19 protein-coding genes are annotated in these 25,663 nt (G+C 45.4%); 10 read left to right on the top strand and 9 right to left on the bottom strand.

Features of this window, described 5'->3' with window-relative positions:
- The first annotated feature begins 55 nt into the window (after positions 1 to 55).
- From R7O03_RS03965 to R7O03_RS03945, 5 genes are all read left to right on the top strand, one after another.
- A complete protein-coding gene (locus R7O03_RS03965; protein WP_318131517.1) occupies positions 56 to 1,774 on the top strand; it encodes an efflux RND transporter periplasmic adaptor subunit in 1,719 nt (572 codons plus the stop codon).
- A gap of 2 nt (positions 1,775 to 1,776) precedes the next feature.
- Complete coding sequence (locus R7O03_RS03960) at positions 1,777 to 4,986, top strand: efflux RND transporter permease subunit (RefSeq protein ID WP_170893347.1); 3,210 nt, start codon at positions 1,777 to 1,779, stop codon at positions 4,984 to 4,986.
- A gap of 76 nt (positions 4,987 to 5,062) precedes the next feature.
- Positions 5,063 to 5,563, top strand: coding sequence for a copper-resistant cuproprotein CopI (copI, locus tag R7O03_RS03955; RefSeq protein WP_170893348.1), 501 nt, complete (start codon positions 5,063 to 5,065; stop codon positions 5,561 to 5,563).
- A 327-nt stretch (positions 5,564 to 5,890) separates the two neighbouring features.
- Entirely contained in the window at positions 5,891 to 6,742 is an 852-nt protein-coding gene (locus R7O03_RS03950) for a carbenicillin-hydrolyzing class A beta-lactamase CARB-42 (RefSeq protein WP_005375420.1), read from the top strand.
- 282 nt (positions 6,743 to 7,024) lie between these two features.
- On the top strand, positions 7,025 to 8,074 hold the full coding sequence (locus R7O03_RS03945; RefSeq protein ID WP_025998663.1) for a sensor domain-containing diguanylate cyclase: 1,050 nt from the start codon (positions 7,025 to 7,027) through the stop codon (positions 8,072 to 8,074).
- A gap of 112 nt (positions 8,075 to 8,186) precedes the next feature.
- On the opposite strand, the gene R7O03_RS03940 is transcribed toward R7O03_RS03945, so the two are convergent.
- Entirely contained in the window at positions 8,187 to 8,339 is a 153-nt protein-coding gene (locus R7O03_RS03940) for a hypothetical protein (RefSeq protein ID WP_005375418.1), read from the bottom strand.
- A gap of 246 nt (positions 8,340 to 8,585) precedes the next feature.
- Here R7O03_RS03940 and speG point away from each other — a divergent pair, with 246 nt between their 5' ends.
- On the top strand, positions 8,586 to 9,125 hold the full coding sequence (speG, locus tag R7O03_RS03935; protein ID WP_005375417.1) for a spermidine N1-acetyltransferase: 540 nt from the start codon (positions 8,586 to 8,588) through the stop codon (positions 9,123 to 9,125).
- Between the two features lie 47 nt (positions 9,126 to 9,172).
- Here speG and R7O03_RS03930 read toward each other — a convergent pair whose 3' ends face one another.
- The 7 genes from R7O03_RS03930 to R7O03_RS03900 all read right to left on the bottom strand — a co-directional run bounded on the left by R7O03_RS03930 (position 9,173) and on the right by R7O03_RS03900 (position 21,017).
- On the bottom strand, positions 9,173 to 9,970 hold the full coding sequence (locus tag R7O03_RS03930; RefSeq protein ID WP_005385112.1) for a hypothetical protein: 798 nt from the start codon (positions 9,968 to 9,970) through the stop codon (positions 9,173 to 9,175).
- 176 nt (positions 9,971 to 10,146) lie between these two features.
- The gene (locus R7O03_RS03925; protein WP_256896123.1) at positions 10,147 to 11,256 is read right to left on the bottom strand and encodes an OmpP1/FadL family transporter; all 1,110 of its coding nucleotides are present in this window, start codon (positions 11,254 to 11,256) and stop codon (positions 10,147 to 10,149) included.
- 120 nt (positions 11,257 to 11,376) lie between these two features.
- The gene (vmeQ, locus tag R7O03_RS03920; RefSeq protein ID WP_213968298.1) at positions 11,377 to 14,517 is read right to left on the bottom strand and encodes an efflux RND transporter permease subunit VmeQ; all 3,141 of its coding nucleotides are present in this window, start codon (positions 14,515 to 14,517) and stop codon (positions 11,377 to 11,379) included.
- 10 nt (positions 14,518 to 14,527) lie between these two features.
- The gene (gene vmeP, locus R7O03_RS03915) at positions 14,528 to 15,670 is read right to left on the bottom strand and encodes an efflux RND transporter periplasmic adaptor subunit VmeP (RefSeq protein ID WP_005385108.1); all 1,143 of its coding nucleotides are present in this window, start codon (positions 15,668 to 15,670) and stop codon (positions 14,528 to 14,530) included.
- Between the two features lie 90 nt (positions 15,671 to 15,760).
- A complete protein-coding gene (locus R7O03_RS03910) occupies positions 15,761 to 16,552 on the bottom strand; it encodes a hypothetical protein (protein ID WP_005385107.1) in 792 nt (263 codons plus the stop codon).
- Positions 16,553 to 17,079: 527 nt separating this feature from the next.
- Positions 17,080 to 19,239 (bottom strand): prolyl oligopeptidase family serine peptidase, encoded by a 2,160-nt coding sequence (locus R7O03_RS03905; RefSeq protein WP_258480878.1) that lies wholly within the window; start codon positions 19,237 to 19,239, stop codon positions 17,080 to 17,082.
- Positions 19,240 to 19,445: 206 nt separating this feature from the next.
- A complete protein-coding gene (locus tag R7O03_RS03900) occupies positions 19,446 to 21,017 on the bottom strand; it encodes an ATP-binding cassette domain-containing protein (RefSeq protein WP_137283091.1) in 1,572 nt (523 codons plus the stop codon).
- 445 nt (positions 21,018 to 21,462) lie between these two features.
- Between R7O03_RS03900 and R7O03_RS03895 the strand changes: the two genes are divergently transcribed.
- The 3 genes from R7O03_RS03895 (at position 21,463) to R7O03_RS03885 (ending at position 24,633) form a co-directional block, all read left to right on the top strand.
- Positions 21,463 to 21,888, top strand: a complete 426-nt coding sequence (locus R7O03_RS03895; RefSeq protein ID WP_005375398.1) for a universal stress protein — start codon at positions 21,463 to 21,465, stop codon at positions 21,886 to 21,888.
- Between the two features lie 166 nt (positions 21,889 to 22,054).
- Positions 22,055 to 22,672, top strand: a complete 618-nt coding sequence (locus R7O03_RS03890; protein ID WP_005375391.1) for an NAD(P)H-dependent oxidoreductase — start codon at positions 22,055 to 22,057, stop codon at positions 22,670 to 22,672.
- Entirely contained in the window at positions 22,669 to 24,633 is a 1,965-nt protein-coding gene (locus R7O03_RS03885; protein ID WP_005375390.1) for a monovalent cation:proton antiporter-2 (CPA2) family protein, read from the top strand. Before R7O03_RS03890 ends, R7O03_RS03885 begins: the two co-directional genes overlap by 4 nt.
- 92 nt (positions 24,634 to 24,725) lie before the next feature.
- Here R7O03_RS03885 and R7O03_RS03880 read toward each other — a convergent pair whose 3' ends face one another.
- Entirely contained in the window at positions 24,726 to 25,019 is a 294-nt protein-coding gene (locus R7O03_RS03880) for a hypothetical protein (protein WP_005375389.1), read from the bottom strand.
- A 245-nt stretch (positions 25,020 to 25,264) separates the two neighbouring features.
- Between R7O03_RS03880 and R7O03_RS03875 the strand changes: the two genes are divergently transcribed.
- Entirely contained in the window at positions 25,265 to 25,558 is a 294-nt protein-coding gene (locus tag R7O03_RS03875; RefSeq protein WP_005375388.1) for an ArsR/SmtB family transcription factor, read from the top strand.
- Positions 25,559 to 25,663 lie beyond the last annotated feature (105 nt).

Here is a 25,663-nt window from a genome sequence, read left to right as displayed (position 1 = left end):
AGAGCAGGCAACAACGCTGTAGCGTCAAATGTGAAGGGGAAAATAAGGTAAAACAATGAAAACATTTAAAATTGCAACCATCGCGCTGATTGTTGGTGGTGCTTTAGGGTTTGGTGCTAATCATTTTCTTACGGGCTCGACTCACGACATGAGTGCGATGGGTGGCGAATCTGCTGCAAGCTCTAATGATCCGCTTTACTGGGTTGCCCCAATGGATCCGAATTACAAACGCGACAAGCCGGGTAAGTCCCCAATGGGCATGGATTTGATTCCGGTTTACGCAGAAGACCTATCCGGTGAACAAGACGCACCGGGTACAGTGACTATTGACCCTTCAGTAGAGAACAACCTCGGGGTTAAAACCGCAAACGCGACACTACAACAGCTATCACCACGCATCGAAACGGTTGGCTATATTGCCTTTGATGAAAGTCTGTTATGGCAAACCAACGTTCGTGTGGCGGGTTGGGTAGAAAAACTCTACATCAATGCCGTGGGTGAGAAAGTGAAGAAAGGCGATGTGCTTTTCACTCTCTACTCTCCTGAACTGGTTAAAGCACAAGAAGAATTGCTGAATGCGTACCGCACTGGCCGCAAAGGTCTGGTAAAAGGCGCGACCGAGCGTTTGGTAACGCTTGGGGTTGACCGTACTCAAATCAAATCCATTACTCGTAGTGGTAAAGCATCGCAAACCATTGAAATTAAAGCGCCTGCTGATGGTGTTATCGCGAGCTTAAACGTGCGTGAAGGTGGCTATTTGTCCCCTGCTCAAGCGGTGATCAGTGCAGGTCCCTTGGACAATGTTTGGGTTGATGCGGAGGTCTTTGAGCGTCAAGCACACTGGATGAAAGCAGGTTCTCAAGCCACGATGACCCTTGACGCGATTCCGGGCAATGAATGGCAAGGTGTCGTAGATTACGTGTACCCAATCCTCGATCCGAAAACACGTACGTTGCGTGTGCGTCTTAAATTCCCTAATCCAGATGGCGCATTGAAGCCGAATATGTTCGCCAATATTGCCCTGCAGCCTGTCACTGACGACGCAGTATTAACGATTCCTAAATCATCTGTTATCCGCTCTGGCGGTATGACTCGCGTTGTTCTGGCGGAAGGTGATGGCAAATACCGTTCTGCTCGAATTGAAGTTGGCCGTGAAGCTGGCGAACAAATCGAAGTATTACAAGGACTTAAACAAGGCGATAAGATCGTTACTTCATCTCACTTCTTGCTCGACTCTGAATCAAGCCAGTCGGCGGATCTGTCTCGCATCAATGGTGTAGAAGCAGCGGCAGAAACAGCATGGGCTAAAGGTGAGATAACAGACGTAATGAAAGATCACCGCATACTGACCATCAACCACCAGCCTGTACCAGAATGGGATTGGCCGGGCATGGTAATGAACTTCACTTTCGCAGATGGCGTTGAGATGGGTGACTTGAAAAAAGGTCAGGCTATCGAATTTGAAATGCAAAAGACGGAGTCCGGTCAGTACCAAATCATCGACTACAAGGCAGACAACAGCGTCATTGCCGCAGAGGTTTGGCTAACTGGTGACATTAGCATGCTGATGGCTGATTTTGGCATGATCACCTTAAACCACCTACCGGTTGCAGAATGGAACTGGGATGCTGGCGAGATGAACTTCTCTGTGGGTGAAGATGTTGATCTATCGGGTTTTGAAGAAGGACAGAAAGTTCGGTTTCTAGTTGAAAAACAAGGATCTGACTACGTTCTTAAACAGCTAGTTCCTGCAACAATAGCCGTCGAGGGTTAATTATGATCAATGCAATTATTCGTTGGTCACTGAGCAACCGATTCCTAGTGTTGGTCGCGACCTTAGCCCTTATATTAGGCGGACTTTACAGTGTAAAGAATACGCCTGTTGATGCGATTCCGGATCTTTCTGATGTGCAAGTGATCATCAAGACAAGCTATCCGGGGCAAGCCCCTCAAGTCGTTGAGGATCAAGTTACTTACCCACTCACCACCGCCATGCTTGCCGTGCCGGGTGCTGAGACGGTTCGTGGTTACTCCTTCTTTGGTGACTCTTACGTTTATATCATTTTCAACGATGATACCGACATGTACTGGGCACGTTCACGCGTGTTGGAGTACTTAAGCCAAGTAGCACCAAAGCTGCCACCGAATGCAAAACCAACCCTAGGTCCTGATGCAACGGGCGTGGGCTGGGTTTACAGCTACGTATTACAAGACAAAACCGGCAAGCATGATTTGGCGGATCTTCGCAGCCTGCAAGACTGGTTCTTGAAGTACGAATTGCAAACCGTGGATGGCGTTTCTGAAGTCGCTACCGTGGGCGGCATGGTGAAGCAGTATCAAGTGCAGATTGACCCTGCCAAACTGCGTGCGTACAACCTCACTCTGCAACAAGTGAACATGGCAATCCAAAACGGTAACCAAGAAACCGGCGCGTCCGTTATCGAAGTGGCCGAAGCCGAGCACATGGTTCGTACCACGGGTTACCTAACCAGCATTGAAGACATCAAGTCACTGCCGCTAAAAGTCACTGAGAAAGGCACGCCGTTGCTATTAGGAGACATCGCAGACATTAACCTTGGTCCACAAATGCGCCGTGGTATCTCAGAGCTGAATGGCGAAGGTGAAGCGGTAGGTGGCGTTATCGTGATGCGCTTTGGTGAAAACGCCAGTGAAGTGATTGCGAAAGTCAAAGACAAGCTAGCAGACCTACAACGCAGCCTGCCAGAAGGCGTGGAAATTGTAGCAACCTACGACCGCTCTACCCTTATCGATTCAGCGGTAGAAAACCTATGGAAAAAGCTTGCAGAAGAGTTCATCGTCGTCGCGATTGTGTGTGCGTTGTTCCTGTTCCACATTCGTTCTTCATTGGTTATCGCTCTGAGCCTACCGGTTGGCATTCTCACTGCGTTTATCGTAATGCATTGGCAAGGCATCAATGCCAACATCATGTCCCTTGGTGGTATCGCGATTGCCATAGGTGCGATGGTGGATGGTGCAATCGTTATGATTGAAAACGTTCATAAGCACATTGAACGAACGCCACTGACCGACAAGAACCGCTGGCAAGTAATTGGCAAAGCCGCAGAAGAGGTCGGCGCTCCGCTGTTCTTCTCATTGCTGATCATCACTCTTAGCTTCGTACCGGTGTTCGCCTTAGAAGGCCAAGAAGGCAAGATGTTCTCGCCGCTTGCGTTCACTAAGACTTACGCCATGGCAGCGGCAGCAGGGTTGGCAATCACACTCGTCCCTGTTCTTATGGGCTACTTCATTCGCGGTAAGGTGTTACCGGAGCACAAAAACCCGGTTAACTGTGGCTTGGTCGCATTGTACCGTCCGCTGTTGAACACCAGCTTAAAATACCCTAAGACCATGATTGTTATCGCATTAGGTCTGATGGCATCGGCTTACTACCCTACCAGTAAACTGGGTAGCGAGTTCATCCCGCCGCTGGATGAGGGCGACTTGATGTACATGCCAACGACCTATCCGGGTATCTCAATTGGTAAAGCGCGCGAGCTTCTACAACAAACCAACAAGCTGATCAAAACCGTTCCAGAAGTGAAAACCGTATGGGGCAAAATTGGCCGAGCTGAGACCGCAACCGATCCAGCGCCACTCACCATGATTGAAACCGTGATTCAGTTGAAGCCACGCGACCAATGGCGCGAAGGGGTAACAACCGAGTCACTGCGCAAAGAGTTCGACAAGTTGGTTCAGTTCCCTGGTCTTACTAACGCTTGGGTAATGCCTATCAAAACGCGTATCGACATGTTGGCAACGGGCATCAAAACCCCTATCGGCATTAAGATCGCCGGACCTGATCTGAAAGTGATTGAGAAGATCGGTTCTCAGCTAGAGCCAATTCTTAATGGCGTACAAGGCACGGCATCGGTTTATGCAGAACGTGTAGCAGGTGGTCGTTATGTCACGATCGACATTAAACGTCGTGCAGCAGCGCGTTACGGCTTGAGCATCAAAGACGTTCAGCAGGTGATCTCCACTGCGGTGGGCGGCATGAATGTGGGTGAAACCATCGAAGGCTTGGAGCGTTACCCAATCAACGTTCGTTACCCACAAGACTACCGTGATTCAGTGGTTAAACTGCAAAACCTACCATTAGTCACACCAAATGGTGCTCGTATTGCGCTGGCTGATGTAGCGGACATTCGTTACGAAGACGGCCCTCCGATGATCAAGACGGAAAACGCGCGTCCAAACGGCTGGGTATTTGTCGACATCGATGGTCGTGACCTTGGCTCTTACGTCGTGGAAGCACAGCAAGTCGTGGCTGATCAATTGGAACTTCCTGCGGGTTACTCACTGGCTTGGTCTGGTCAATACGAATACATGGAACGTGCGAAAGACCGCTTGAGTGTCGTGGTACCAATCACCATCGCCATTATTATGCTGCTGCTTTACTTCAGCTTCCGTCGCGTTGGCGAAGTGATGATCATCATGCTTACGCTACCACTCGCTATGGTTGGTGGTTTGTGGCTCATGCATATCCTCAACTACAACTTCTCGATTGCTGTTGGGGTCGGCTTTATTGCCCTCGCAGGCGTCGCGGTTGAAATTGGGGTCATCATGCTCGTCTACCTCAACCAAGCATGGCACTACAAAAAGCTGGATGCGGAAGAGAGCCAACAGAAGCTTGAGGCGAAAGACCTAACCGATGCCATTCGTGAAGGTGCAGGCCTGCGTGTCCGCCCAGTAATGATGACGGTACTGACGGTCATTATTGGTCTGATTCCGATCATGTACGGCGAAGGTACAGGATCAGAAGTAATGCAACGCATCGCCGCACCAATGATTGGCGGTATGGCATCGGCACTGCTGCTGACGCTGTTGGTACTTCCAGCCATCTTCAAGCTGTGGAAACAACGTGAGTTGCGCCCAAACAACTCAACTCCGAGCCAAACAAGCACGCAAACTGGCAACCAAATCGAAAACGCCGACAGCACAGATCGCACTGGCAACAAGGCTTAATCCCTACCTTCCCCTCAATCAATTCGTTTGGGGGGAAGCAACCAAGTTATTAATGAATTAAAACAAGGATATAAAAATGAAAAAGACACTAATCACTCTTGCTCTAGCCCTAACAACAACGACTGCGTTTGCCCAAATGGATCATTCAAACATGGACCACAGTAAAATGGACCATTCAAACATGATGGATATGCCGGGCATGTCGGCAGTAGGTATGCCAGCAAAAGGGGCAAAGCCAGACAAGGTGGTACACGTTATCTTGGGTGATGACATGACCATCAAGTTCAAAAAAGACGTTAAGATTGAGCCAAACGATGTGGTGCAGTTTGTAGTCATGAACACAGGTAAGATCAACCACGAGTTTACGATTGGTTCGGCTAAAGAGCAGCTAGAACATCGCGAAATGATGAAAACAATGAGTGGTGATCACATGCACGACTCGGGCAACTCTGTGACGGTCGAACCGGGTAAAGCGAAGCAGTTGTTGTGGCATTTCCACGGTGACAACAAGATTGAGTTCGCGTGCAACATTCCGGGCCATGCAGAAGCGGGCATGGTTAAAAAGATTGAACTGTAAGTAATTATCCAAATAGGCAAAAGGAGCTGATGATTCAGCTCCTTTTATTTCTCTGGATCAAACTATTCGTTAGCTCATGATAAGAAATTCTGAGCCAGTGTCTCACGCTAAGATATTTTTATGACCGAATCACCGACGTAATATATAAGCCAAACTACAGGCCTTGATAGCAACACTCTTCTCCCCATATTGAGACCGTTTAAGCGTATTGCAAAGAATCCTACATAAAATAGACATAGATTTAACAGTGTTTAGAGTATTGGCTCGTTATAGTTTACGTGACATCGCTACGGTGCGAACTAAAACTAAAATTGAAGAACACGATCCATGAAAAAGTTATTTTTGTTGGCTGGGCTAATGGTTTGCTCAACCCTAAGTTACGCGTCCCAATTGAATGAGGACATTTCTCTCCTCGAGCAACAAACCTCAAGCAGAATTGGGGTGTCAGTTTGGGATACTCAAGCAGACGAGCGTTGGGATTACCGTGGCGATGAACGCTTCCCACTCATGAGCACATTCAAAACCCTAGCTTGTGCCAAAATGCTAAGTGATATGGACAGCGGTAAGCTAAGTAAAAATGCGACCGCAAAAGTCGATGAGCGCAGTATCGTTGTATGGTCTCCAGTGATGGATAAGCTCGCAGGCCAAAACACACGCATAGAGCACGCGTGTGAAGCCGCTATGTTAATGAGTGATAATACCGCAGCCAACTTAGTATTAAATGAAATTGGCGGCCCTAAGGCCGTAACAATGTTTCTGCGAACAATTGGAGATAAAGCAACGCGCCTAGACAGAATAGAACCTCGCTTGAACGAAGCCACACCAGGCGACAGCCGCGACACAACCACACCTAACGCCATACTAAACACTCTTCGAACTTTGGTCGAAGGCGAAACGTTGTCTTATGAGTCTCGTGTACAATTAAAAATCTGGATGCAGGACAACAAAGTTTCAGACTCGTTAATGCGTTCTGTATTACCAACAGGTTGGTCTATTGCAGACCGTTCTGGTGCGGGAGGTCATGGTTCGCGTGGCATTAACGCGATTATATGGAAGGAAAATCATCGACCTGTTTACATTAGTATTTATGTCACAGAAACCGAGCTCTCACTTCAAGCTAGGGACCAACTCGTTGCGCAGATAAGTCAGTTGATTTTACAAAAGTACAAAGACAATTAAGTCACCACTCACCTGACCCTATTTGTATCCTTTTCTAGCCCTTCTCTTCCAGAAGGGCTCATTCTGTACTTCCATCTTAAAAACACCACTTATTGAGTAATGACTTACTTATAAATAGGTATAAGATTTACTTATTTAGGGTGAGTTAACGCCCACATTAAGCAACCAAATTCACACAAATGGCGATAATTAAACCATACTCTTACCAAGAAGCACATTTTCTACAAAATAGCTTCACGTAATTTATTGTTGTTATTTGCAACATTGCCAAGGAGATGTCTATTGAGACTTGAAAGAACTTTTAACCCTGATGACTTATCGATGCAAAACATGGAAAGTCCGATATGTATGCCGATAGGGTTTGTTCACTTTTTAGCTCAATCGGAAACACTACAGCAAGTACTTGATACGGTGGCAGAATGGATAAATCGTATATTTAATTCTGACCGTGCGAGTATCACACTTTATGAAAACAATGATCATTTAAAGGTCTACTCTTTCTCTGGTAGTAAAGCGATTCCCGCTGAATTTTTAGTGCCCATTCATCAAGCGTTTGTTGGCCGAGTGTTCAAAAAGCAACAACTGATGATCTGCGACGATGTTACGCAATCTGATGAGATCGATTGTGTGATGCTCGCATCCAATGGTATGGGGACGTGTATGGACGCGCCTTTAATGCACGGTAAAGTCTGCCTAGGAACGCTTAATGTTGCGCATCATCAAACGCACATTTACACAAACGAACAAGCGGCACAGCTTCAGTGCATCGCTAATTGGATTGCTTTAAACATTGCCCTTCATATACAGATTATGAAAATGGAACACCTCGCCACGACGGATGATCTAACAGGTATTCCAAACCGCAGAGAGTTCATGCGACAAATCGAAAGCCGCCTAAATGAATACCGAACCCTGGGCATTGACTTCCATGTTGCTATTTTAGATCTCGACAATTTTAAAAGCCTCAATGACCGATTTGGTCATGACGCAGGCGATAAATCACTGATCCATGCAGTCAATACTATTAAAAGTCATCTACTTGATTGTGACTTACTTGCCAGAGTTGGCGGTGAAGAGTTTGCCATCGTATTAAGAAGTCGCTCATCACAGCAAGCTCTAGACACATTAGAAACAATTCGTAATGCACTAGAAACGACGACCGTTCAACATTCAGGTTGTGATATGAGCTTCACCGCGAGTATTGGGGTAACTCAAGTCTGTCGTCTCGACGACTCATTTGAACCATTAGTTAAACGCGCCGACTTAGCACTTTACAAGGCAAAAGAAACTGGAAGAAATCGCGTTGAGTTTCATATTGGTGAAGAAAGGTAGAAAAAATAAAAAAAGGTAGCGACTCATTGCGCTACCTTTTATCGGTTCTAACCCGCTTAAAATAACTAATACGAACTTTAAGCCAGTTAAAAATAAGAATGAGCAAATTTAATTATGCTTTCTTAAGATCTTTAGCTGGGTAAGTTAGTGTTTTTTCGCCTGCTTTTACATGTGTGTAAAAACCGCCACTGCTTAAACCTGTAACAACCATTTCGCCAAGATCGATACCTTTAGTCGCTACTACTACGTCACCGATTGAAAACATATTGAATACCTTGTTTGTTTAGATTAAGACACTAAGTCGTTGCGCAGTATTTAATACGATATTAGGCAAAGCACCTAATCGAGTTTTTTATCGTAAAGATTAATTTATATTTGTCGTGAACTCTAAGTTTCCACATTGAAAATCACAGGATATTTTTCAAAAAAAGATGCGCTATTCTTGTGAAATACGGTAATATTTTCTAGCATCAAGTGCGGAGGTATTCTCCGCCCTCATTGGAGAAAAATGATGAAGAAAGGCCTAAAAATGCGTGCATTAGAGCGTTCTGATTTGCGCTTTATTCATGAACTGAATAACAACCGAAATATCATGGCCTACTGGTTCGAAGAACCTTACGAGTCTTATGACGAGCTCGAAGAACTTTATCGAAAACATATACATGATGACGCTGAAAGGCGTTTTGTCGTCGAAGATGAAGACGGCATCGTAATTGGCTTAGTTGAGCTGATCGAGATTAACTACATTCACCGCAGCGCGGAATTTCAGATAATCATCGCCCCAGAGCATCAAGGCAGAGGTTATGCGACAGAGATGATTAATCGTGCGTTAGATTACTCATTCTCAATTCTTAATCTACGTAAAATCTACTTATTAGTCGCAGTGGATAACGAAGTCGCTATTCACTTATACAAAAAATGCGGCTTTATCGAAGAAGGTCACCTTGTAGAAGAATACTTTATTAACGGCGCTTACAGCGATGTTAAGCGCATGTATATATTAAAACACCAATACCAGAAAAAGATCGAAGAAAACAACTCAATTCACTAGTTCATTCTATCAAAGTAAAAACGCAGCTATTTGGGCTGCGTTTTTATTTATTCAAATTGATATTGATATGATAATACGATGCGCTTGTCTGCTTCATCCAAATAGGTGTTGTTGTCCATGACAAACGTCATTACGTTAAATGAGTGGCGTTTGCTCACGAGGTAACCAAGACCAATACCACCAAAGAAGCCTTTGTAGTTCTCTCCTTCACTGTTTTCTGAGCCGTAAGTGCCTGCTGCGAAGCTGATTAACGTCAGCTCTTTGGTAAACGATTTCAGCGCAAATGCACCAACGTAACCGCTACTGCCTGAAGAGCTCATCATATTGAAGCCATTCTCTGCACTTGGCGTACCCGTAAAGTTAGGCTCGCTACAGAGACTACTTTCTGCACCGTCACAAACAGGAACATCACCAGTGTTGTACGTATAGCCTGCCATTGGGAAAATTTGGAAGCCTGCTGGCTCAATCCCGAAATAACTTAGCGGCATAAAGGTACCAACGCTGTAGTTGGTTTGATCCGCGCCGTTTACGTATTCATTTTTACCGAAGTTGAAGTTCACGATACCGACCGGAAACAACCACGAGCCACCAATACGCCACTCGCTCGCATCATCATTGATACGCAGGTTGATTTTGCGCGCTTGGTCAAGCGCAAGTGAGCCCGAGAATGAGATGTTTTGATCATCAAAATCGTAGTTGTTTGCGTACGAGGCGCCAAATTTCGTGATGACTTTTGTTGGGTCATCCGCCAACTTGTTTTTATTGTCTTTTACTCGATGCTCGGCACCATGAGCCAGCGTACTGACCAACAAAGTCGTACACACTAACGCTAGTTTATTTTTCATTTTTTAGTCCTTTGAGATGTTGAATACCCGCACTTAGCTGCGCAGATACTTTTTGAATCATCACTCACTGGATACGACAGAAGCTCCCTAACTACCTTAGATGGCATGACAGCATCCAGTGCAGGTAGTTAGGGTAGAATGGCCTGTAAGGAAGGCGTTTTAGCGATTAGGAATGATTAGTTTTTCCAGTTGTAGCTCATGCTCATGAAGTACAGAGCAGGCTCATCAAAACCAGCTTGTAAGCGTGGCGTTTCTGTTTCTGAAGACTCCATCAAGATCGCTTCAAACGCGAAACCAATTGAGTTTTCTGAATCCAATTTGTAATCAATGCCTGTACCAATGCGGTACGCCTTGCCAGTAGGAACGGTAATGTCACCGTTTGATTGGCTTTCATACATGCTGGTATCGAATGCAAAACCTGCATTCCACATCATTTTTTCATTCAGTTTGTACTGAGTACCCAATGCGATTTGGTAAGTGTCTTGTGTCTCTACATCGACCAATTCTGCAGCCTTAAGCGTGGTTGTGTATTCGCTCCAGTCTTGCCAGTTCACGTTCCACATCACCGCTAGGTCATCATTCACTTCATGGTAAGCACTGAAGATCAGTTGTTGCGGAGCAATGGAGTTGCTGTTGTCGAATTCAAATTCGGTTTCAGAAGAGTAAGACAGACCAAGACGAGTGCCTGGTGTTGCCTCATAAAGCACACCTACTCGACCGTTGACCTGAGTATCTTGGTCTTCGTCATTGAAGTTCAGGGCTCCCTTCGTTTCCACTTCATACATACCGTACTGAATGCCAAGCGCCGCACCCACAGACCAGTGATCATTGATGCGGTAAGAAGCGGAAGGTTGAATGGTCAACGCTTGTGTCGTTGCTGTAGGAATATCTAAATGATTATTCAAAAGACCTTCGTACTCGAGGCCAAGGCCGTAGTTGCCATACAGACCAATACCCAGCGTCCATTTGTCGTTCACTTGTTGGCTGTAAAATGCCGACGCCATAGGAACAAAACCAATCACGTTGCCCGCATCGCTAGTCATCGTGTCTAGTTGCGCGTCACCGTAAAGGCCAATCAGGTTACCAGAGAAAGATTTACCAGAAACATTCGCCAGACCAGCCGGGTTTGCTGCCATTACTGAGGCATCTTGCGCACGAGCCGCCATACCAGCGGATGCCAAACCAATATCCGATGCTGTAGTTTCATAAAGGTATAACCCACCCGCTTGCGCAGCAGCACACGTCAGTAGAGAGCTCGCTACGACGATTTTTGAAAGATTTTTCATGCTAAAACCTATTATTGTTAGGGGAACCCACGCTGCGACGGTGGTTGTATATCAATGAAAGGCATTGGCCAATCGCACACAGCGTGGGGGTGTTGTGGAGTCAGTCAGTTGAAATCAGCGTTATTGCTCGCTCACCTCAAGTTCAGTGGGTTTCTTTCGCTTAAACTTCTCGCGCAGAGATTGCATCATCACGAAGAACACTGGCGTCAGTAACGTGCCTACAAACGTAGAGAGAATCATGCCGCCGAATACTGCAAAGCCCAGTGAGTGACGAGATGCCGCACCGGCACCCGATGCAATCACCAACGGGAATACCCCCCAGATGAAGGCAAATGCGGTCATCTGTACTGCACGGAAACGGATTCGAGCAGCTTCTTTGGCAGCATCAATGATGGATAAGCCCTTTTCTTCTCGCAGAACTTTGGCAAATTCCACGATAAGAATCGCCACTTTGGCGGACATACCGATCAAGATGACCACACCAATCTGCACGTACAAGTCGAACGGTTGCCCCACCAGCAGTAGCGTGCCCATTGCGCCGAGAATCGCGACTGGAACCGCCATCATTACCGCTGCAGGAATGGTCCAACTTTCGTACTGAGCCACCAAGAACAAGTATGTGAACAGCAAAGACAATGCGAACGCGATCGGCGCCATGTTGCCTGCTTTCATCTCTTGGTAAGTCATGCCTGACCACTCGTATGAGTAACCACTTGGCAAAGATTCCGCAGCCAGTTTTTCAATGGCTTTTACAACATCACCCGAGCTGTAACCTGGCGCTGGCGCACCGTTCACGGTTGCAGAACTGAACATGTTGTAGTTCGACAAGGTATCAGGGCCAAAGATCGGCTTCACTTTCACTAGTGTTGCCAGTGACACCATTTTTCCAGAGTTTGAACGAACAAACAGATGGTCGATGTCGTCGATGTTGTCACGGTATTGTTCTTCTGCTTGCACTTTCACTTGATACGAACGGCCAAACAAGTTGAAGTCAGAAATGTATGCGCCGCCCAACTGCGCTTGCAGTGTGCTGAAGATTCCATTCAACGGTACGCCCATTGAAATCGCTTTATCACGGTCAATATCGATGTATCGTTGCGGAATGTTCGCACGGAAAATCGAGAACGCACGCGCCACTTCTGGCTGTTGGTTGATTTGGGCAACAAAATCAGCGGTTGTTTTTGCCAATTCTTGTGGAGAACGACCTAAGTTGTCTTGCAACACAAGGTTGAAACCATCCACCGCCCCCATACCTTTGATTGCCGGCGTCGCGAAAACGAACGAAGCGGCATCTGGCGTTGAGTTCAGCATTTGGTTAACTTTATTCATCAACGCGCGTTGGTGTAGCTCAGGGTCTTTACGTTTGCTCCAGTTATCCAGTTTGATGATCAACATGCCCGAGTTTGGAATCGACGCCATGTTAATTACCGAGAAGCCCGCAACCGAAACCACGTTCTCCACACCTTCCATCTGTTTTAGCTCATCAACGTACTTCTTCATTAATGGTGCAGTACGCTGCAATGCTGCTGCGTCTGGCAAACGCATTTCGACCATGAACACGCCTTTATCTTCGTTTGGTACGAAAGAGGAAGGTACGGTCATGAACGCAAATGCCAGCACCGCAATAAGCGCGCCATACACACCGATACTCAGCACAATACGACGGCTCAAGAAGCCAACTAAACCTTGGTATTTGCGCGTTATTGCTTCAAAACCTCGATTAAACGCACGCAAAGGCGCAATAGGTTGCGAGTGAGTAGATTTCAACATCAACGCACAAAGCGCTGGCGTTAACGTTAATGCGTTGATCGCAGAGATCAGCACCGACACACAGATGGTGACTGCGAACTGGTTGAACATTCGACCGGAAATACCCGGCAATAGCGCAACCGGTACGAATACTGCCAACAAAATAAGCGTTGTTGCCAATACTGGCCCCGTCACTTCTTTCATAGCTTGGATCGTGGCCGGAATCGGGTCTAAATGCTCTTCATGGATAACCCGCTCCACGTTCTCTACCACGATGATCGCATCGTCCACCACGATACCGATGGCGAGGATCAAGCCAAACAACGAGATGGTGTTAATGGTCATGCCCATCACGCCCATGATTGCGAAAGTCGCAATGATGGAAACCGGAATCGCTAAGGTTGGAATGATGGTCGCTCGCCAGTTCTGCAAGAAAACGTACACAACGAAGGTGACAAGAAGTACCGCAATCACCAGCGTCTCGTACACTTCATCAATCGATGTCTCTACGTATTCGGTAGAGTCATACGCGATGTCATAGACCAAATCATCTGGGAACGATTTCTCGTACTCTTTCATGGCCTCTTTCACCCGCTCCATCACGTCTAGCGCATTCGCTGTCGGCAACTGGTACAAGGCCAGAACGGCGGCTGGTTCGTTATTCATACGACCATCAGCTTCGTAACCTTGTGCGCCAACTTCGACACGAGCCACATCTTTCAAGCGAATCAGAGAACCTTTCTTGCTCGCACGGATGATGATGTTCTCGAACTCTTCCGCAGAAGTAAGGCGGCCTTTGGTTTGCAAAACATATTGATATTGCTGATCACCCGGAGCTGGCATACCACCGATCTTACCCGCCGCCACTTGGATGTTTTGCGTTTTAATTGCGCCAATAACATCGCTAGCAGAAAGCTTCAAGGTAGCCAGTTTATTTGGGTTCAACCAAATACGCATTGAGTAGTCTTTCTTACCCAGCAGCGTAATGTCACTCATACCTTCGATACGTTTTAGACGCTCGACAATATTGAGATCCGCGTAGTTAGAAAGGTAGATACTGTCGTGAGACTGTTTCGGAGAACGCAGTGTGATAACGCCCAGCATGTCGGAAGATTTCTTCTTAACCGTCACACCGATTTGGTTTACTTCTTGTGGTAGAGACGACGTCGCCTGTGCCACCAAGTTGTTCACACGAACCTGCGCCATATCGCCATCTGCGCCCACTCGGAAGTAAATACGCAATGTGTATGAGCCATCGTTACCAATCACAGAAGACATGTAAATCATGTCTTCAACGCCGTTGACTTTGGCTTCTATCGGTTGTGCTACGGTCTTTTTAACCACGTCCGCGTTTGCACCCGGATACATGGTGCTCACCGTAATTACCGTTGGAGAGATTTGAGGATACTCAGAAATTGGCAAGACTTTCAGGGCGATCATACCCATCAATGTCATCGCCAGTGAGATCACCAAAGCAAACTTCGGCCGGTGAATGAAAAATTTACTTAACATCAGTACTCACTCAGCCTTGTTCACTCTGTAGCTCAACGTCTTTCACCGTTGCACCCGGACGCACTTTTTGTAGACCATTGACGATGACTTTTTCGTTAGCCGCCAAACCAGTCAGCACAGCACGTTTCACACCGTAGGTCTGACCGAGTTCAACGTTACGACGAGACACCACGTGATCATCACCAACCACCATGACGTAGTCACCCGCTTGGTCTTGTTGAACAGCCGCCGATGGGATAAGCAAACCATCAATGGTTTTGTTGCGCAGCTTGATGGTCAAGTTGCCATATTCACCCGGCATAAGCGCGTAAGTTGGATTATCGAATTGTGCTTCTGCTCGAATTGAGCCTGTTTCTAAATCGATCTTATTGCCAACGGCGTAGATCTTGCCATCAAGCGGATACAATGAACCGTCTGAAAGCGTCAGTGTTAAATCAACATCCAGTTTGTCATCGTTACGATGAGCTACATCAATCGCACTTCTTACGCGGCGGTAGAGCTTCTCATCCACATCAAAGCCAAAGTGAATTGGGTCTACTTGAGTGATCGAAACAAGAGGAACGAGTTGAATTTTCGAAATACGGTCACCCACTCGGAAGTTGCTGAAACCCACGCGACCAGAGAAAGGAGCACGCACAGAGCTAAATTCAAGATCGAGCCTTGCTGAAACCAGCGTCGCCTTCGCCTCTTCTACCGAAGCAATCGCTGCGGCTTGCGCGGCAATGGCGTCATCGTATTGCTGCTCACTGATGCTTTTATCTTTGATGAGTTTCTTCACACGTTCTGCATCACGCGTAGTTTGAACGAGTTGCGCTTTTGCTTTTTGCAACGACGCTTTTGCATACGCCAGTGCCGCTTTGTAAGGACGGTCGTCGATTTCAAACAACAATTGGCCTTTTTCGACCATATCGCCATCTTTAAAATGAATCGCGGTTAATTCGCCACCGACTCGCGGCATAATATCAACGTCATTTACCGCTTCAGTTCGACCGATAAAATTATGATAAGGAGTGATTTTTGTTTCGGTTAGGGTAACGGTTTCAACAGAGGGTGCTTGGGCTGTTTTCGTTACGATATCGCCAGTTTTGCATCCTGATAGTAATGCAGAAGATATAGCAATAGATACCAACGCAAATTTATATTTGGCTTTCATGATAAACCTACTTTATGTAGAAAGTGCTTTGGCCTAAATATTTAAATATATGGATAAACACACTTTCCATTCTGGAAATAAACGAGGGAGTTAGAATTGGTAGTTAAATTCGATGCGGTGATCACCATCACCGAAATTAACGTGCTCATTCCAGTTTGCAAAGTAACGAATATTTGCGCGAGGATTAATTTGATAAGACAACGCAAACTCATGAGTCAAGATATTATCTTCACCCGCATAATAAGTATCTTTATATTGACTAGACCCTGACAACGTATGCATATACATTGGGTTGTAGTTAATCCAGATTTTATCGGTTAATTCAATTTTTGAGTACATACCCACAACAGTGAAAGTACCTGGAATTTCATAACCTTTGTCATCACCACTAAAATCATTAGCAATAGTGACACCCGCACCAGCTAAAGGAAATAGCTGCAACATACCAAACTTAGGTAGACCTTGAATAAAGCTATAAGATGCATCTAATTTATCGTTATCAACGTCGTAGTTTACATCTAATTGACGGCCTAGACCTTTTGCGACTTCTACTTGGAAATTACGTAGTCGGAAAGAGTCAATGCTGTCATCAACGTTGGCATATATTGGATCGTCATTGTCGCGAATGCCAAATAGCTCACCACCAATGCCTTTCATTTCAATGATGTTCATCGCCATGGTACCAGGCTGGCTAGATTGGTAAGTTTGACCGATTTTGATGTTCGCACCTTTATCAGTAATACCAAAGCCAGCTTGGGTGTATACCGCAAGTGGGTCAGACATATCTTGAAGTTCTTCGTTATTGTTTGTCTGCGCATAGGCAGAAGACGCGAGTTGTAGGGCTGCAACCACAATGGCAACAGACGGTTTCACTAAATTCATAAAACTGTATCCATTTTAATGATTATAAAATTATTCACGTCATGAGGTCATCATAAATAGCAAGCAACACAACTCGCTTTGGATAACATAAATTATCAAAGCAAATTCAATAATGACGAAACATTCGACGTTTTAATTAAAATAAAATAAAGCATCGTAAAAGTTCAATCACCGCTACTTATATCTTATATAACTTGAAATTTGGTAATAACAATGAAGAAGGAAATATTAAAACTTATGAAAATTCAATTATCATTAGAACGAATGATTAATTAATTTTACCATATAAATAGAGAGTGCAATGGATTTAGGTGATCGCGATCAATGTTTCATTTCGACCGTACAACACTCTTCAGATTAATTAGAACATTATAATAATTTAAAAAACCTTAGTTTGATTAGCCTAGCATCAGATTAGAATAGTAGGCCTATAATAAATAAAAGGGAATCACTCTCTGTGATTCCCTTTTATTATCGAGCGATAAAGCGCCGATGCGTTTCGATAACTAAAACGCAAACAATTCGCACTATTGCAGTTTCTCTATTCCCATATTGAACAGTGCAAAACTATAAATATCTGCATTTGTCTCAATTATTTTACGCGTTGGTGTGCCTGCACCATGTCCTGCATTGGTTTCGATGCGAATTAAGGTCGGATTTGAACCCGCTTGCTTCGATTGCAACTCAGCAGCAAATTTGTATGAGTGAGCAGGAACAACACGGTCATCATGATCACCCGTTGTAATCAATGTTGCTGGGTATTCCACCCCTGCTTTTACATTGTGTACCGGCGAATAACTTTTCAGATATTGGAATATCTCTTTACTTTGCTCTGCCGTGCCGTAGTCATACGCCCAACCAGCACCTGCGGTAAAAGTATGGTAACGCAGCATATCCAGTACGCCGACTGCTGGCAGCGCCACTTTAAACAGCTCTGGACGTTGCGTCATAACGGCCCCTACTAACAAGCCACCATTCGATCCACCGTTAATGGCTAACTTGTTTGATGACGTTACCTTTTCATCAATTAGGAATTCAGCCGCAGCAATAAAGTCATCAAACACATTTTGCTTTTGCATTTGAATGCCAGCGTTGTGCCATTCTTTGCCATATTCCCCACCACCACGAATGTTCGCTACCGCGTAAACACCACCAAGCTCTAACCAAGCCGCACGTGTCGGGCTAAAAGATGGCGTGAGGCTAATGTTGAAACCGCCATAACCATATAGGATGGTTGGTGCACTGCCGTCCATCGGTGTCCCTTTTTTATAGGTGATGATCATCGGCACTTTTGTTCCGTCTTTTGAGGTGTAAAACACCTGGCGAGATTCATACAAAACAGGGTCAAATGGCGCTTTAGATTTGTAGTACACCTCGCTATCACCATCTTTGATGTTCAGACGATAGGTAGTGCTTGGCATCTTGTAGTTGGTGAAAGAGTAGTAGACTTCGGTTTCTTCTTTTTTCCCCGAGAAACCGTATGCGCTGCCAATATCAGGCAATTTGATTTCTCGGATGAGTTTGCCGTTCATGTCGTATTGCTTCACCATCGAGATCGCATCAACAATATAGCTCGCAAACAAATTGCCACCCGCGGTAGAAACACGTAACACGTTCTTTGTTTCAGGAATCAAATCTTTCCAGTTTTTGGGCTGCGGCTGACTTGCATCCACCGTCACGACGCGTTTGTTCGGCGCATTAAGGTTCGTAACCAAGTACAGTTTCGTGCCTTGGTTGTCTATCACCCAAGTATCAGAACTGGTGTTATCTAAAATGGTTTTCAGCGGGCTATTTGGCTTACTCAGGTCTTTGAAGAACAGTTTGTTGCCCGACGTCGATACGCTGGCTGAGATAAACAAGTAGCGTTCATCTTCCGACGTGTAACCCCCAACGTAGCGATACTTTTCGTCCTTTACACCACCGAAAATTAATTGGTCTTCACTTTGTTTCGTCCCTAGTTTATGAAAGTAGAGCTTGTGTTGGTCTGTCTTCGCGGAAAGTTCACTCCCTTTTGGCTTGTCATAACTTGAGTAATAGAAGCCTTGATTGCCGAGCCAACTGATGCCACTGAACTTAATATCCACCAGCGTTTCACCGACGGGCTTTTTGGTTTCTGTGTCTAACACAATGACTTTGCGCCAATCGCTACCGCCTTCCGAAATGCTGTATGCAACCAAAGATCCATCTCGTGAAAAGCTCACTCCCGCTAACGATGTGGTGCCATCTTCACTAAAAGTATTTGGATCGAGGAAAATTTCTGCTTCGCCATCACCTAACTGCCGATAAAGCACATCTTGGTTCTGTAACCCGTCATTTTTGTAGAAGTAAGTGAACTTACCCTCTTTGAACGGTTGGCTTTGCTTTTCGTAGTCCATGAGCTTAGTGATGCGCTCTTCAATCTGCTCGCGGTAAGGGATTTTCGACAGATAATCAAACGTCACTGCATTTTGTGCCTTAACCCATTCTGCGGTTTCTGGGCTGAGATCGTCTTCCAACCAGCGATAAGGATCACTCACTTTTGTACCAAAGTAGTCATCGACAACATCCACTTTTTGTGTGGTTGGATACGTGATGGTTTTCGGGGTTACCTGTTCAACCGACGATTGCGCCGCTTCATTTGCATACGCCACAGACAACACACTTCCGAGTGCGAGAGCCGTTGTGAGTGCTAGGGTGTTCTTTTTCATGAAATTCCTTTTTATTTTTCTGTTGTCTTTTTGTGCAATACATCAGAACTCTACTATATATCGACAAAATGAATCTAATTTCATTAAACGAGTTGTGAAAGCCATCCTAACTCCCTCATTTCCTTCCAGTTCTACAAACTAGTAAGTGGAAGTGTAGAACTTGGGAACAATACTGAAGAGCTACGATGACGTTTACTCTCTTTCGTCTAAGTCAGCTCGATTTGGCGCAAAACCCCAGACTCAGAAGCGAAATCTTGGTCGTGACTAATCAGAACAAATCCACCTTTGTATACATTTAACGCCTGACTAAGCATTATTTTTGACTCCAGATCGAGATGATTATCTGGCTCATCAAGCAGCAGCAAAGGCTGAGAGTTTTGGTGGCTGACTATCAGCATCGCGAGCTTCATCTTCTCGCCACCGCTCAGTAGGCGCCCCAACCGAAACACAGCATCTCGACGAAAACCGATCCCGGCCAATAAGGTCCTCGCTTCACTTTCCGTCATCTCTTGGCAGCTCTCCATTACGTTTTCAAGTAACGAAAGATTTGGATTCACTGCGCCAAAATGTTGGTCGAGATAATACAAAGACGTATTCACTTGCAACTCACCACTCTGCAACGATAACTCGCCAAGCAATGCCTTTAACAAGGTTGATTTTCCGCAGCCATTTTTCCCTTTGAGATGGACTTTGTCGTTCGCAAAAATCTGCAACGTGATAGGTGTAGAATTCCCAAAAGGTAATATACCTTCTTGTATCGACAATACTTTTCGCGAACGGTTCGGATTATCTGTAAGATAAAACTTTTGCGCCTTGAGCTGCTCATGTCGCGATTGCAACGCCTGTTCTTTGGCTTGTAAATGCGCTTGTCTGAGTTGCTCATTCTTATTGCGATTTGAGGCACTGGCGGTCGCGCTATCCTTTTTTCCATCAAGCAAAATTTTGGGCTGACTGCCGTCTTTGCGCAGTTTGTTCCCTTGCGCGGCGCGTTGGTCTGCTTTTTCGCGATTTTTCTGGGCTTGCTCGGCTAACCGTTTTTTCTGTTTATCGACTTGCGCTAACTGCCTCTCGACCGCTTGCAGTTCAGTGCGTTTTTTCTCGGCGTACACATCGTAATTTCCACCAAAAGCCTGTAAACCTAGGCCCGATAGCTCCCAAATTTCCTCCATCTCTCGCAGCAGCTCACGATCGTGACTGATGAGTAAAATCGCGCCGCTGAAGTGCGTCATAGACTCTATCAACCATTGTTTCGCCTCGGTATCGAGGTGATTGGATGGTTCATCGAGAATCAAAAGCTCCGTTTCGTTTTCAAATAACTGCCATAACTGCAAACGCGCCAACTGACCACCACTGAGCCGAGCACAAGAGAAATCAGGATCTTGCGGTAATCCCATCGCAGCGAGCTGCTGTTTGAGTTTTAATTCAATATCCCACTGCTCGCCAACCAGTTCGAACCAATGTTCAGAAACATCACCTTGTTCAATCTGCTTTAAAGCATGCAAGACCGCATCTTTGCCCAGAAACTGGGCGATCGATTGCTGACCTGAAAGCAGATCAGACGGCTGCTGGCGATACATCATGAAAGAAGAGGGAGCAGTCACAACACCGCTGGCAGGCTGAGTTTCGCCCGCCAAAATGGAAGCCAAAAGCGACTTGCCGATGCCATTGCGCCCAACCAAACCAACACGTCGTTTAGTCATGGAACAAGAAATAGACTGGAATAGCGTATCGCCATTATCAAACTGATGGCTAACATTAAAAGCTTGTAAAACTGGCATAATTTGCCTCCTGTATGACAGGGACAACAGCCGTAGCTATGATTTGAAATGGCAACAAAACGCGTGCACAAACGCATTAAGCTCTATGTAAAGCTCGACGATATACGTCAAATCAAAAAGTCGTCTTGTTGCAAAGAAATATCGGAAAGTGAGCTACGCCTACTAACCCTGCAGATCCAAAAAATAAGTAAAAATATGGATGACAGGTTTAGTTCTTCATGTTGGCGTAATCTCCTAGAGAAATGATGCACAGAGTGTAGCCGCTTTTTTGTTCAAAAAGCAAGCTTTCTAACCAAATGTGAACAAAAAGAAAGTTTCACAGTAAGTTGTTATATCACATTAACTTTTTAACAAGTCTTTGAACAATTTCGAGATCTTAGCAACACAATTTTTATCCAAGCCATACTATGCTTAGGGTAAAGATAATCCACATAAGGGCGTGGTTATGAAATACAAACATATCCTTGTTGCACTCGAACTGTCAGATGAAAGCACCGTGCTTATCGACAGAGCGGTATCAATGGCAAACTATCTCGACTCCGATATCTCCTTTATTCATATTGATGGTACGCACGGAGAAATCTATCGTGAGCTTGTAGACATTAAAGAAAACCCGGATCAAAGGCCGTTGAATGAGCATTCAATGGAATGTTTAAAAACATTTAGTGATTACATGGATTACCCACTTAAACATTTCTTCGTAGGTACTGGCGACTTAGCTGATAAATTAGAGGTCACCATTAAAGAGCAAGAAGTGGATCTTCTGATTTGTGGCCACCACCAAGATTTCTGGAGCAAGATTATTTCTTACTCCAGACACTTAATTAACAAGTCACCGGTGGATATTCTAGTCGTCCCTATTCATGATTAGTAAAACGTAACACTTCCCAAAACCACCAATTTATTTGGTGGTTTTTTATTGATATTGAAACAGCTTAAACAGTTTTCCAAACTAGCTTGGCGATCATTTATGAGTTACATTTTCTAACCAACCCGCGCTCCTACTGGGCATGGTTATTTAGATAGCAAGGATCCCTATGGCAAATAAAAAAGTACTCATTCTCTTTGCTCATCCTTCCCAGCATCGTTCAGAAGTGAATACTCCACTTTTCAAAGAAGCTCAAAAAATTGAAGGCGTGACATGTGTTGATCTCTATGGCGAATACCCTCGTTTCGATATTAATATCGACCGTGAGCAGCAACGCTTACGTGAGCATGACGTGGTGATTTTCCAATTCCCACTATATTGGTATTCAACGCCTGCGATTTTAAAAGAGTGGCAAGATCTGGTTTTGGAATATGGCTTTGCTTACGGTACAGATGGCACAGCACTGCAAGGCAAGACCATGCTTTGTGTGCTGTCTGCAGGGGGCAAAGAAGAAGCTTATAAGGCAGAGGGCTACAACCACTTTACGATTCGTCAACTGCTTGCGCCTATTGAACAAATGTCCGCACTGACCGGCATGAACTACATTGCCCCTCTCGCGATGTTTGGCGCACGTACAGCAGATGAAGAAGGGCGAATCCCTCGTCATGTTGAGCGGTACAAGAGCCTGCTAACAGCTTTAGTCGAAGATAGGTTGGATGTTGAAGCTGCGGCGTCATTAATCAAGCTTAACAGCGCATTGCCAGAGCTCATTAAGGAGGCTTCATGACAGGGATATTCTTACAAGCCTTCGTATATTTGATTGCTGCTGTAATTGCAGTCCCACTTGCTAAGCGTTTGGGACTTGGGTCCGTTTTAGGCTATCTCATCGCAGGTGTGGTCATTGGCCCAATTATCGGTTTAGTCGGTGAAGAAACAACAACAATCCAGCACTTTGCCGAGTTTGGCGTGGTGATGATGCTGTTTCTCGTTGGCTTAGAGCTCGAACCCAAAATGTTGTGGGCGATGCGCAATCGCTTAATGGGCTTAGGAGGTCTGCAAGTCGGCGGTACCGTCGCGGCGATTATGGGTATTGCCTTATACTTTGACCAGCCTTGGACCATAGCCTTAGCCATAGGTTTGATCTTCGCCCTCTCTTCTACTGCGATTGTTTTGCAAACTTTTAGCGAAAAAGGATTAACGAAGACGGAAGGTGGACAAAACGCTTTCTCCGTGTTGCTTTTTCAAGATATTGCAGTGATACCAATGTTGGCGTTCATTCCCCTATTGGCCTTACCTGAATTAATTGAACAGGCACAGTCCGCAGCACAAACAGCCGCAGCGCACCATGAAGAATTAAGCCTCGTTGCGGGGTTGCCCGGCTGGGCATACGGCATCGTAATCACAGCATCGATTGCAATCGTCGTCGTTGGTGGACACTTTTTAAGTCGACCGCTGCTCAATTATGTGGCTAGCTCTGGTTTGCGAGAAATCTTTACCGCAACTGCACTCATGCTTGTCATTGGTATCGCTGCACTGATGAGTTTAGTGGGCTTATCTCCTGCCTTAGGAACCTTCTTGGCTGGCGTTGTATTGGCGAACAGTGAATTCCGCCACGAGTTAGAATCCAATATCGAACCATTTAAAGGCCTATTGTTAGGTCTGTTCTTTATTACCGTTGGCGCAGGGATCAACTTCTCGGTCCTTTTTGGTGATTTCTGGTTGGTCATGGCATTGACCATTGGCGTGATGGTTTTGAAAGCCTTGGTGCTGTTTATTCTTGCACTGATATTTAGGGTGAAAGGAAGCAACCGCTGGCTGTTTACCCTAAGCTTGGCTCAAGCAGGTGAATTCGGCTTTGTGCTTCTAAGCTTTTCAGTGCAAAACCACGTCATCCCATTTGAACTTTCACAAACTCTTGCGTTAGTGGTTGCGATTTCGATGTTCCTGACACCAGGTTTGTTTATTCTGTTTGATAGAGTGATTCTGCCGCGCTTTGAAAGCCAGTCAAATGAACGCGAAAGCGATACGATTGAGGAAACAGGCACGGTGATCATCGCCGGCATCGGCCGCTTTGGACAAATAGTGAATCGCCTATTGGTATCAAACGGCGTGACTACCGTGGTACTTGACCATCAATCTGACCAAGTCGATAACATGCGCCAGATTGGCACTCGCGCCTATTTTGGCGACGCGACTCGACCAGATATGCTACATACAGCCGGCATTGAGCACGCCGCTGCGTTGGTTGTGGCGATTGATAACCAAGAATCGAGTGTAGAACTGGTGAAGTACGTTAAGCACACGTACCCAAAAGTAACAGTGATTGCACGTGCCTTTGACCGTGGACATGGCTATCTTTTGCGTCAAGCGGGAGCTGATATTATTGAATCAGAGACCTACCATTCTGCATTGGAGATGGGCGGTCACACAATGAAAGCACTTGGCATTCACCCCTTCTTTGTTGAACAACAGAAGGCGACATATAAGCGTGTTGAAGCACGTAAGTCAGAAATACTCTACAAAGCTTGGGAAGATGATTCTGAAGGTGAACGCTATGACAACAATTTCCGACAACTGTTTATTCAGTTAGAGGAGAAAATGGCGGAAGAGATGCAAAAAGATCGTCATGACAAACTATCGCGGTCAGAACGTGGTTGGACACCGCCACCTAAAGGTTACGCCGATGACTTTAATGAAGATAACGTCCAAGAGCTAACACCACCAAGAGAAGAGCCTATCCAACGATAACGCACTCCATATTAAAAACCTCCCGCTTGGGAGGTTTTTATTTTTTCAGTACAGAGCCACACGCCGTGCAGGATAAAATGATCTTCTCGATATTACATAAGATCATTCATTAAAATCTCATACTCTTCGTTTGCTTCTTCCACTAAATGAGAAAGCTCTAACGCATCAGTAACTGCAAGATTGAACTGCCACGGAGTTGTGTCTTCTTTACCACAGATTCGAGTTTCACACCCACGACTCTCAAAAGACAAATCATCAAACTCTGTGGTGTGGCGCTCTTGAAGTTCAACAATCTCAACTTCTAATTTACCGACAGGATTGACTTTAACGTGGGCATGTAACTCCGAACTGTTAGACAAACAATAATCTCTATGAACCGCAATCATGGCCGCCTCCTTGGTCTGCCAACTGACAACTCAACATTGAGTGTAGACGAGGGATTTTGAACGTGGCGTGAAATAATAATGAAGATTGATCTGTCTCATTAGAACAGACAATTGTTGTCATGAAGGCATGAGCCAGTATGAATCTCATCTGATTTAAATTGTTCTGAGATCGTAATAGTTGGCATTTACCGAGACTTTCCCTATTATCGAAACAAAATTACTGTGGTCATTCTTTAGAGGTCAGTATGGAGCTTGAAGCCGTTGCTAAAGCACTAAAAGAGTTAGGGCATCCGACTCGTTTAAGTATTTACAAAGAAGTCGTCAAAGCGGGATACAAAGGTATCGCGGTAGGCGGCGTACAAGAAAAGCTTGGCATTCCAGCATCCACTCTCTCTCATCATATCTCGAGCCTTGCTTCAGCTGGTCTTCTCACCCAGCGCCGCGAGGGTAGAACCCTTTTTTGTGTTGCAGAGTATCAGTGCTTAGATGACGTAATTGGTTTTTTAAAAGCAGAATGTTGCGTTAACGAGTGCTCATAAATTTCTAGCAAAAACGAGAGAGTTTGAGTTTCTATTGAACTTCAGCAGAACGTGAATGACGATGAAAAACATACACACCGAAGTTGCTAACCTCGGTGTGTACAT

The sequence above is a fragment of the Vibrio sp. Vb2960 genome (assembly GCF_033337665.1).
Classification (GTDB): domain Bacteria; phylum Pseudomonadota; class Gammaproteobacteria; order Enterobacterales; family Vibrionaceae; genus Vibrio; species Vibrio alginolyticus.
This window is presented reverse-complemented; position numbering and strand designations above follow the sequence as displayed.

Excerpts from the sequence above, each read along its gene's own strand:
- R7O03_RS03965 (WP_318131517.1), top strand. The coding sequence starts at position 56 with ATGAAAACATTTAAAATTGCAACCATCGCGCTGATTGTTGGTGGTGCT.
- R7O03_RS03960 (WP_170893347.1), top strand. The coding sequence starts at position 1,777 with ATGATCAATGCAATTATTCGTTGGTCACTGAGCAACCGATTCCTAGTG.
- copI (WP_170893348.1), top strand. The coding sequence starts at position 5,063 with ATGAAAAAGACACTAATCACTCTTGCTCTAGCCCTAACAACAACGACT.
- R7O03_RS03950 (WP_005375420.1), top strand. The coding sequence starts at position 5,891 with ATGAAAAAGTTATTTTTGTTGGCTGGGCTAATGGTTTGCTCAACCCTA.
- R7O03_RS03940 (WP_005375418.1), bottom strand. The coding sequence starts at position 8,339 with ATGTTTTCAATCGGTGACGTAGTAGTAGCGACTAAAGGTATCGATCTT.
- speG (WP_005375417.1), top strand. The coding sequence starts at position 8,586 with ATGAAGAAAGGCCTAAAAATGCGTGCATTAGAGCGTTCTGATTTGCGC.
- R7O03_RS03930 (WP_005385112.1), bottom strand. The coding sequence starts at position 9,970 with ATGAAAAATAAACTAGCGTTAGTGTGTACGACTTTGTTGGTCAGTACG.
- R7O03_RS03925 (WP_256896123.1), bottom strand. The coding sequence starts at position 11,256 with ATGAAAAATCTTTCAAAAATCGTCGTAGCGAGCTCTCTACTGACGTGT.
- vmeQ (WP_213968298.1), bottom strand. The coding sequence starts at position 14,517 with ATGTTAAGTAAATTTTTCATTCACCGGCCGAAGTTTGCTTTGGTGATC.
- vmeP (WP_005385108.1), bottom strand. The coding sequence starts at position 15,670 with ATGAAAGCCAAATATAAATTTGCGTTGGTATCTATTGCTATATCTTCT.
- R7O03_RS03910 (WP_005385107.1), bottom strand. The coding sequence starts at position 16,552 with ATGAATTTAGTGAAACCGTCTGTTGCCATTGTGGTTGCAGCCCTACAA.
- R7O03_RS03905 (WP_258480878.1), bottom strand. The coding sequence starts at position 19,239 with ATGAAAAAGAACACCCTAGCACTCACAACGGCTCTCGCACTCGGAAGT.
- R7O03_RS03900 (WP_137283091.1), bottom strand. The coding sequence starts at position 21,017 with ATGCCAGTTTTACAAGCTTTTAATGTTAGCCATCAGTTTGATAATGGC.
- R7O03_RS03895 (WP_005375398.1), top strand. The coding sequence starts at position 21,463 with ATGAAATACAAACATATCCTTGTTGCACTCGAACTGTCAGATGAAAGC.
- R7O03_RS03890 (WP_005375391.1), top strand. The coding sequence starts at position 22,055 with ATGGCAAATAAAAAAGTACTCATTCTCTTTGCTCATCCTTCCCAGCAT.
- R7O03_RS03885 (WP_005375390.1), top strand. The coding sequence starts at position 22,669 with ATGACAGGGATATTCTTACAAGCCTTCGTATATTTGATTGCTGCTGTA.
- R7O03_RS03880 (WP_005375389.1), bottom strand. The coding sequence starts at position 25,019 with ATGATTGCGGTTCATAGAGATTATTGTTTGTCTAACAGTTCGGAGTTA.
- R7O03_RS03875 (WP_005375388.1), top strand. The coding sequence starts at position 25,265 with ATGGAGCTTGAAGCCGTTGCTAAAGCACTAAAAGAGTTAGGGCATCCG.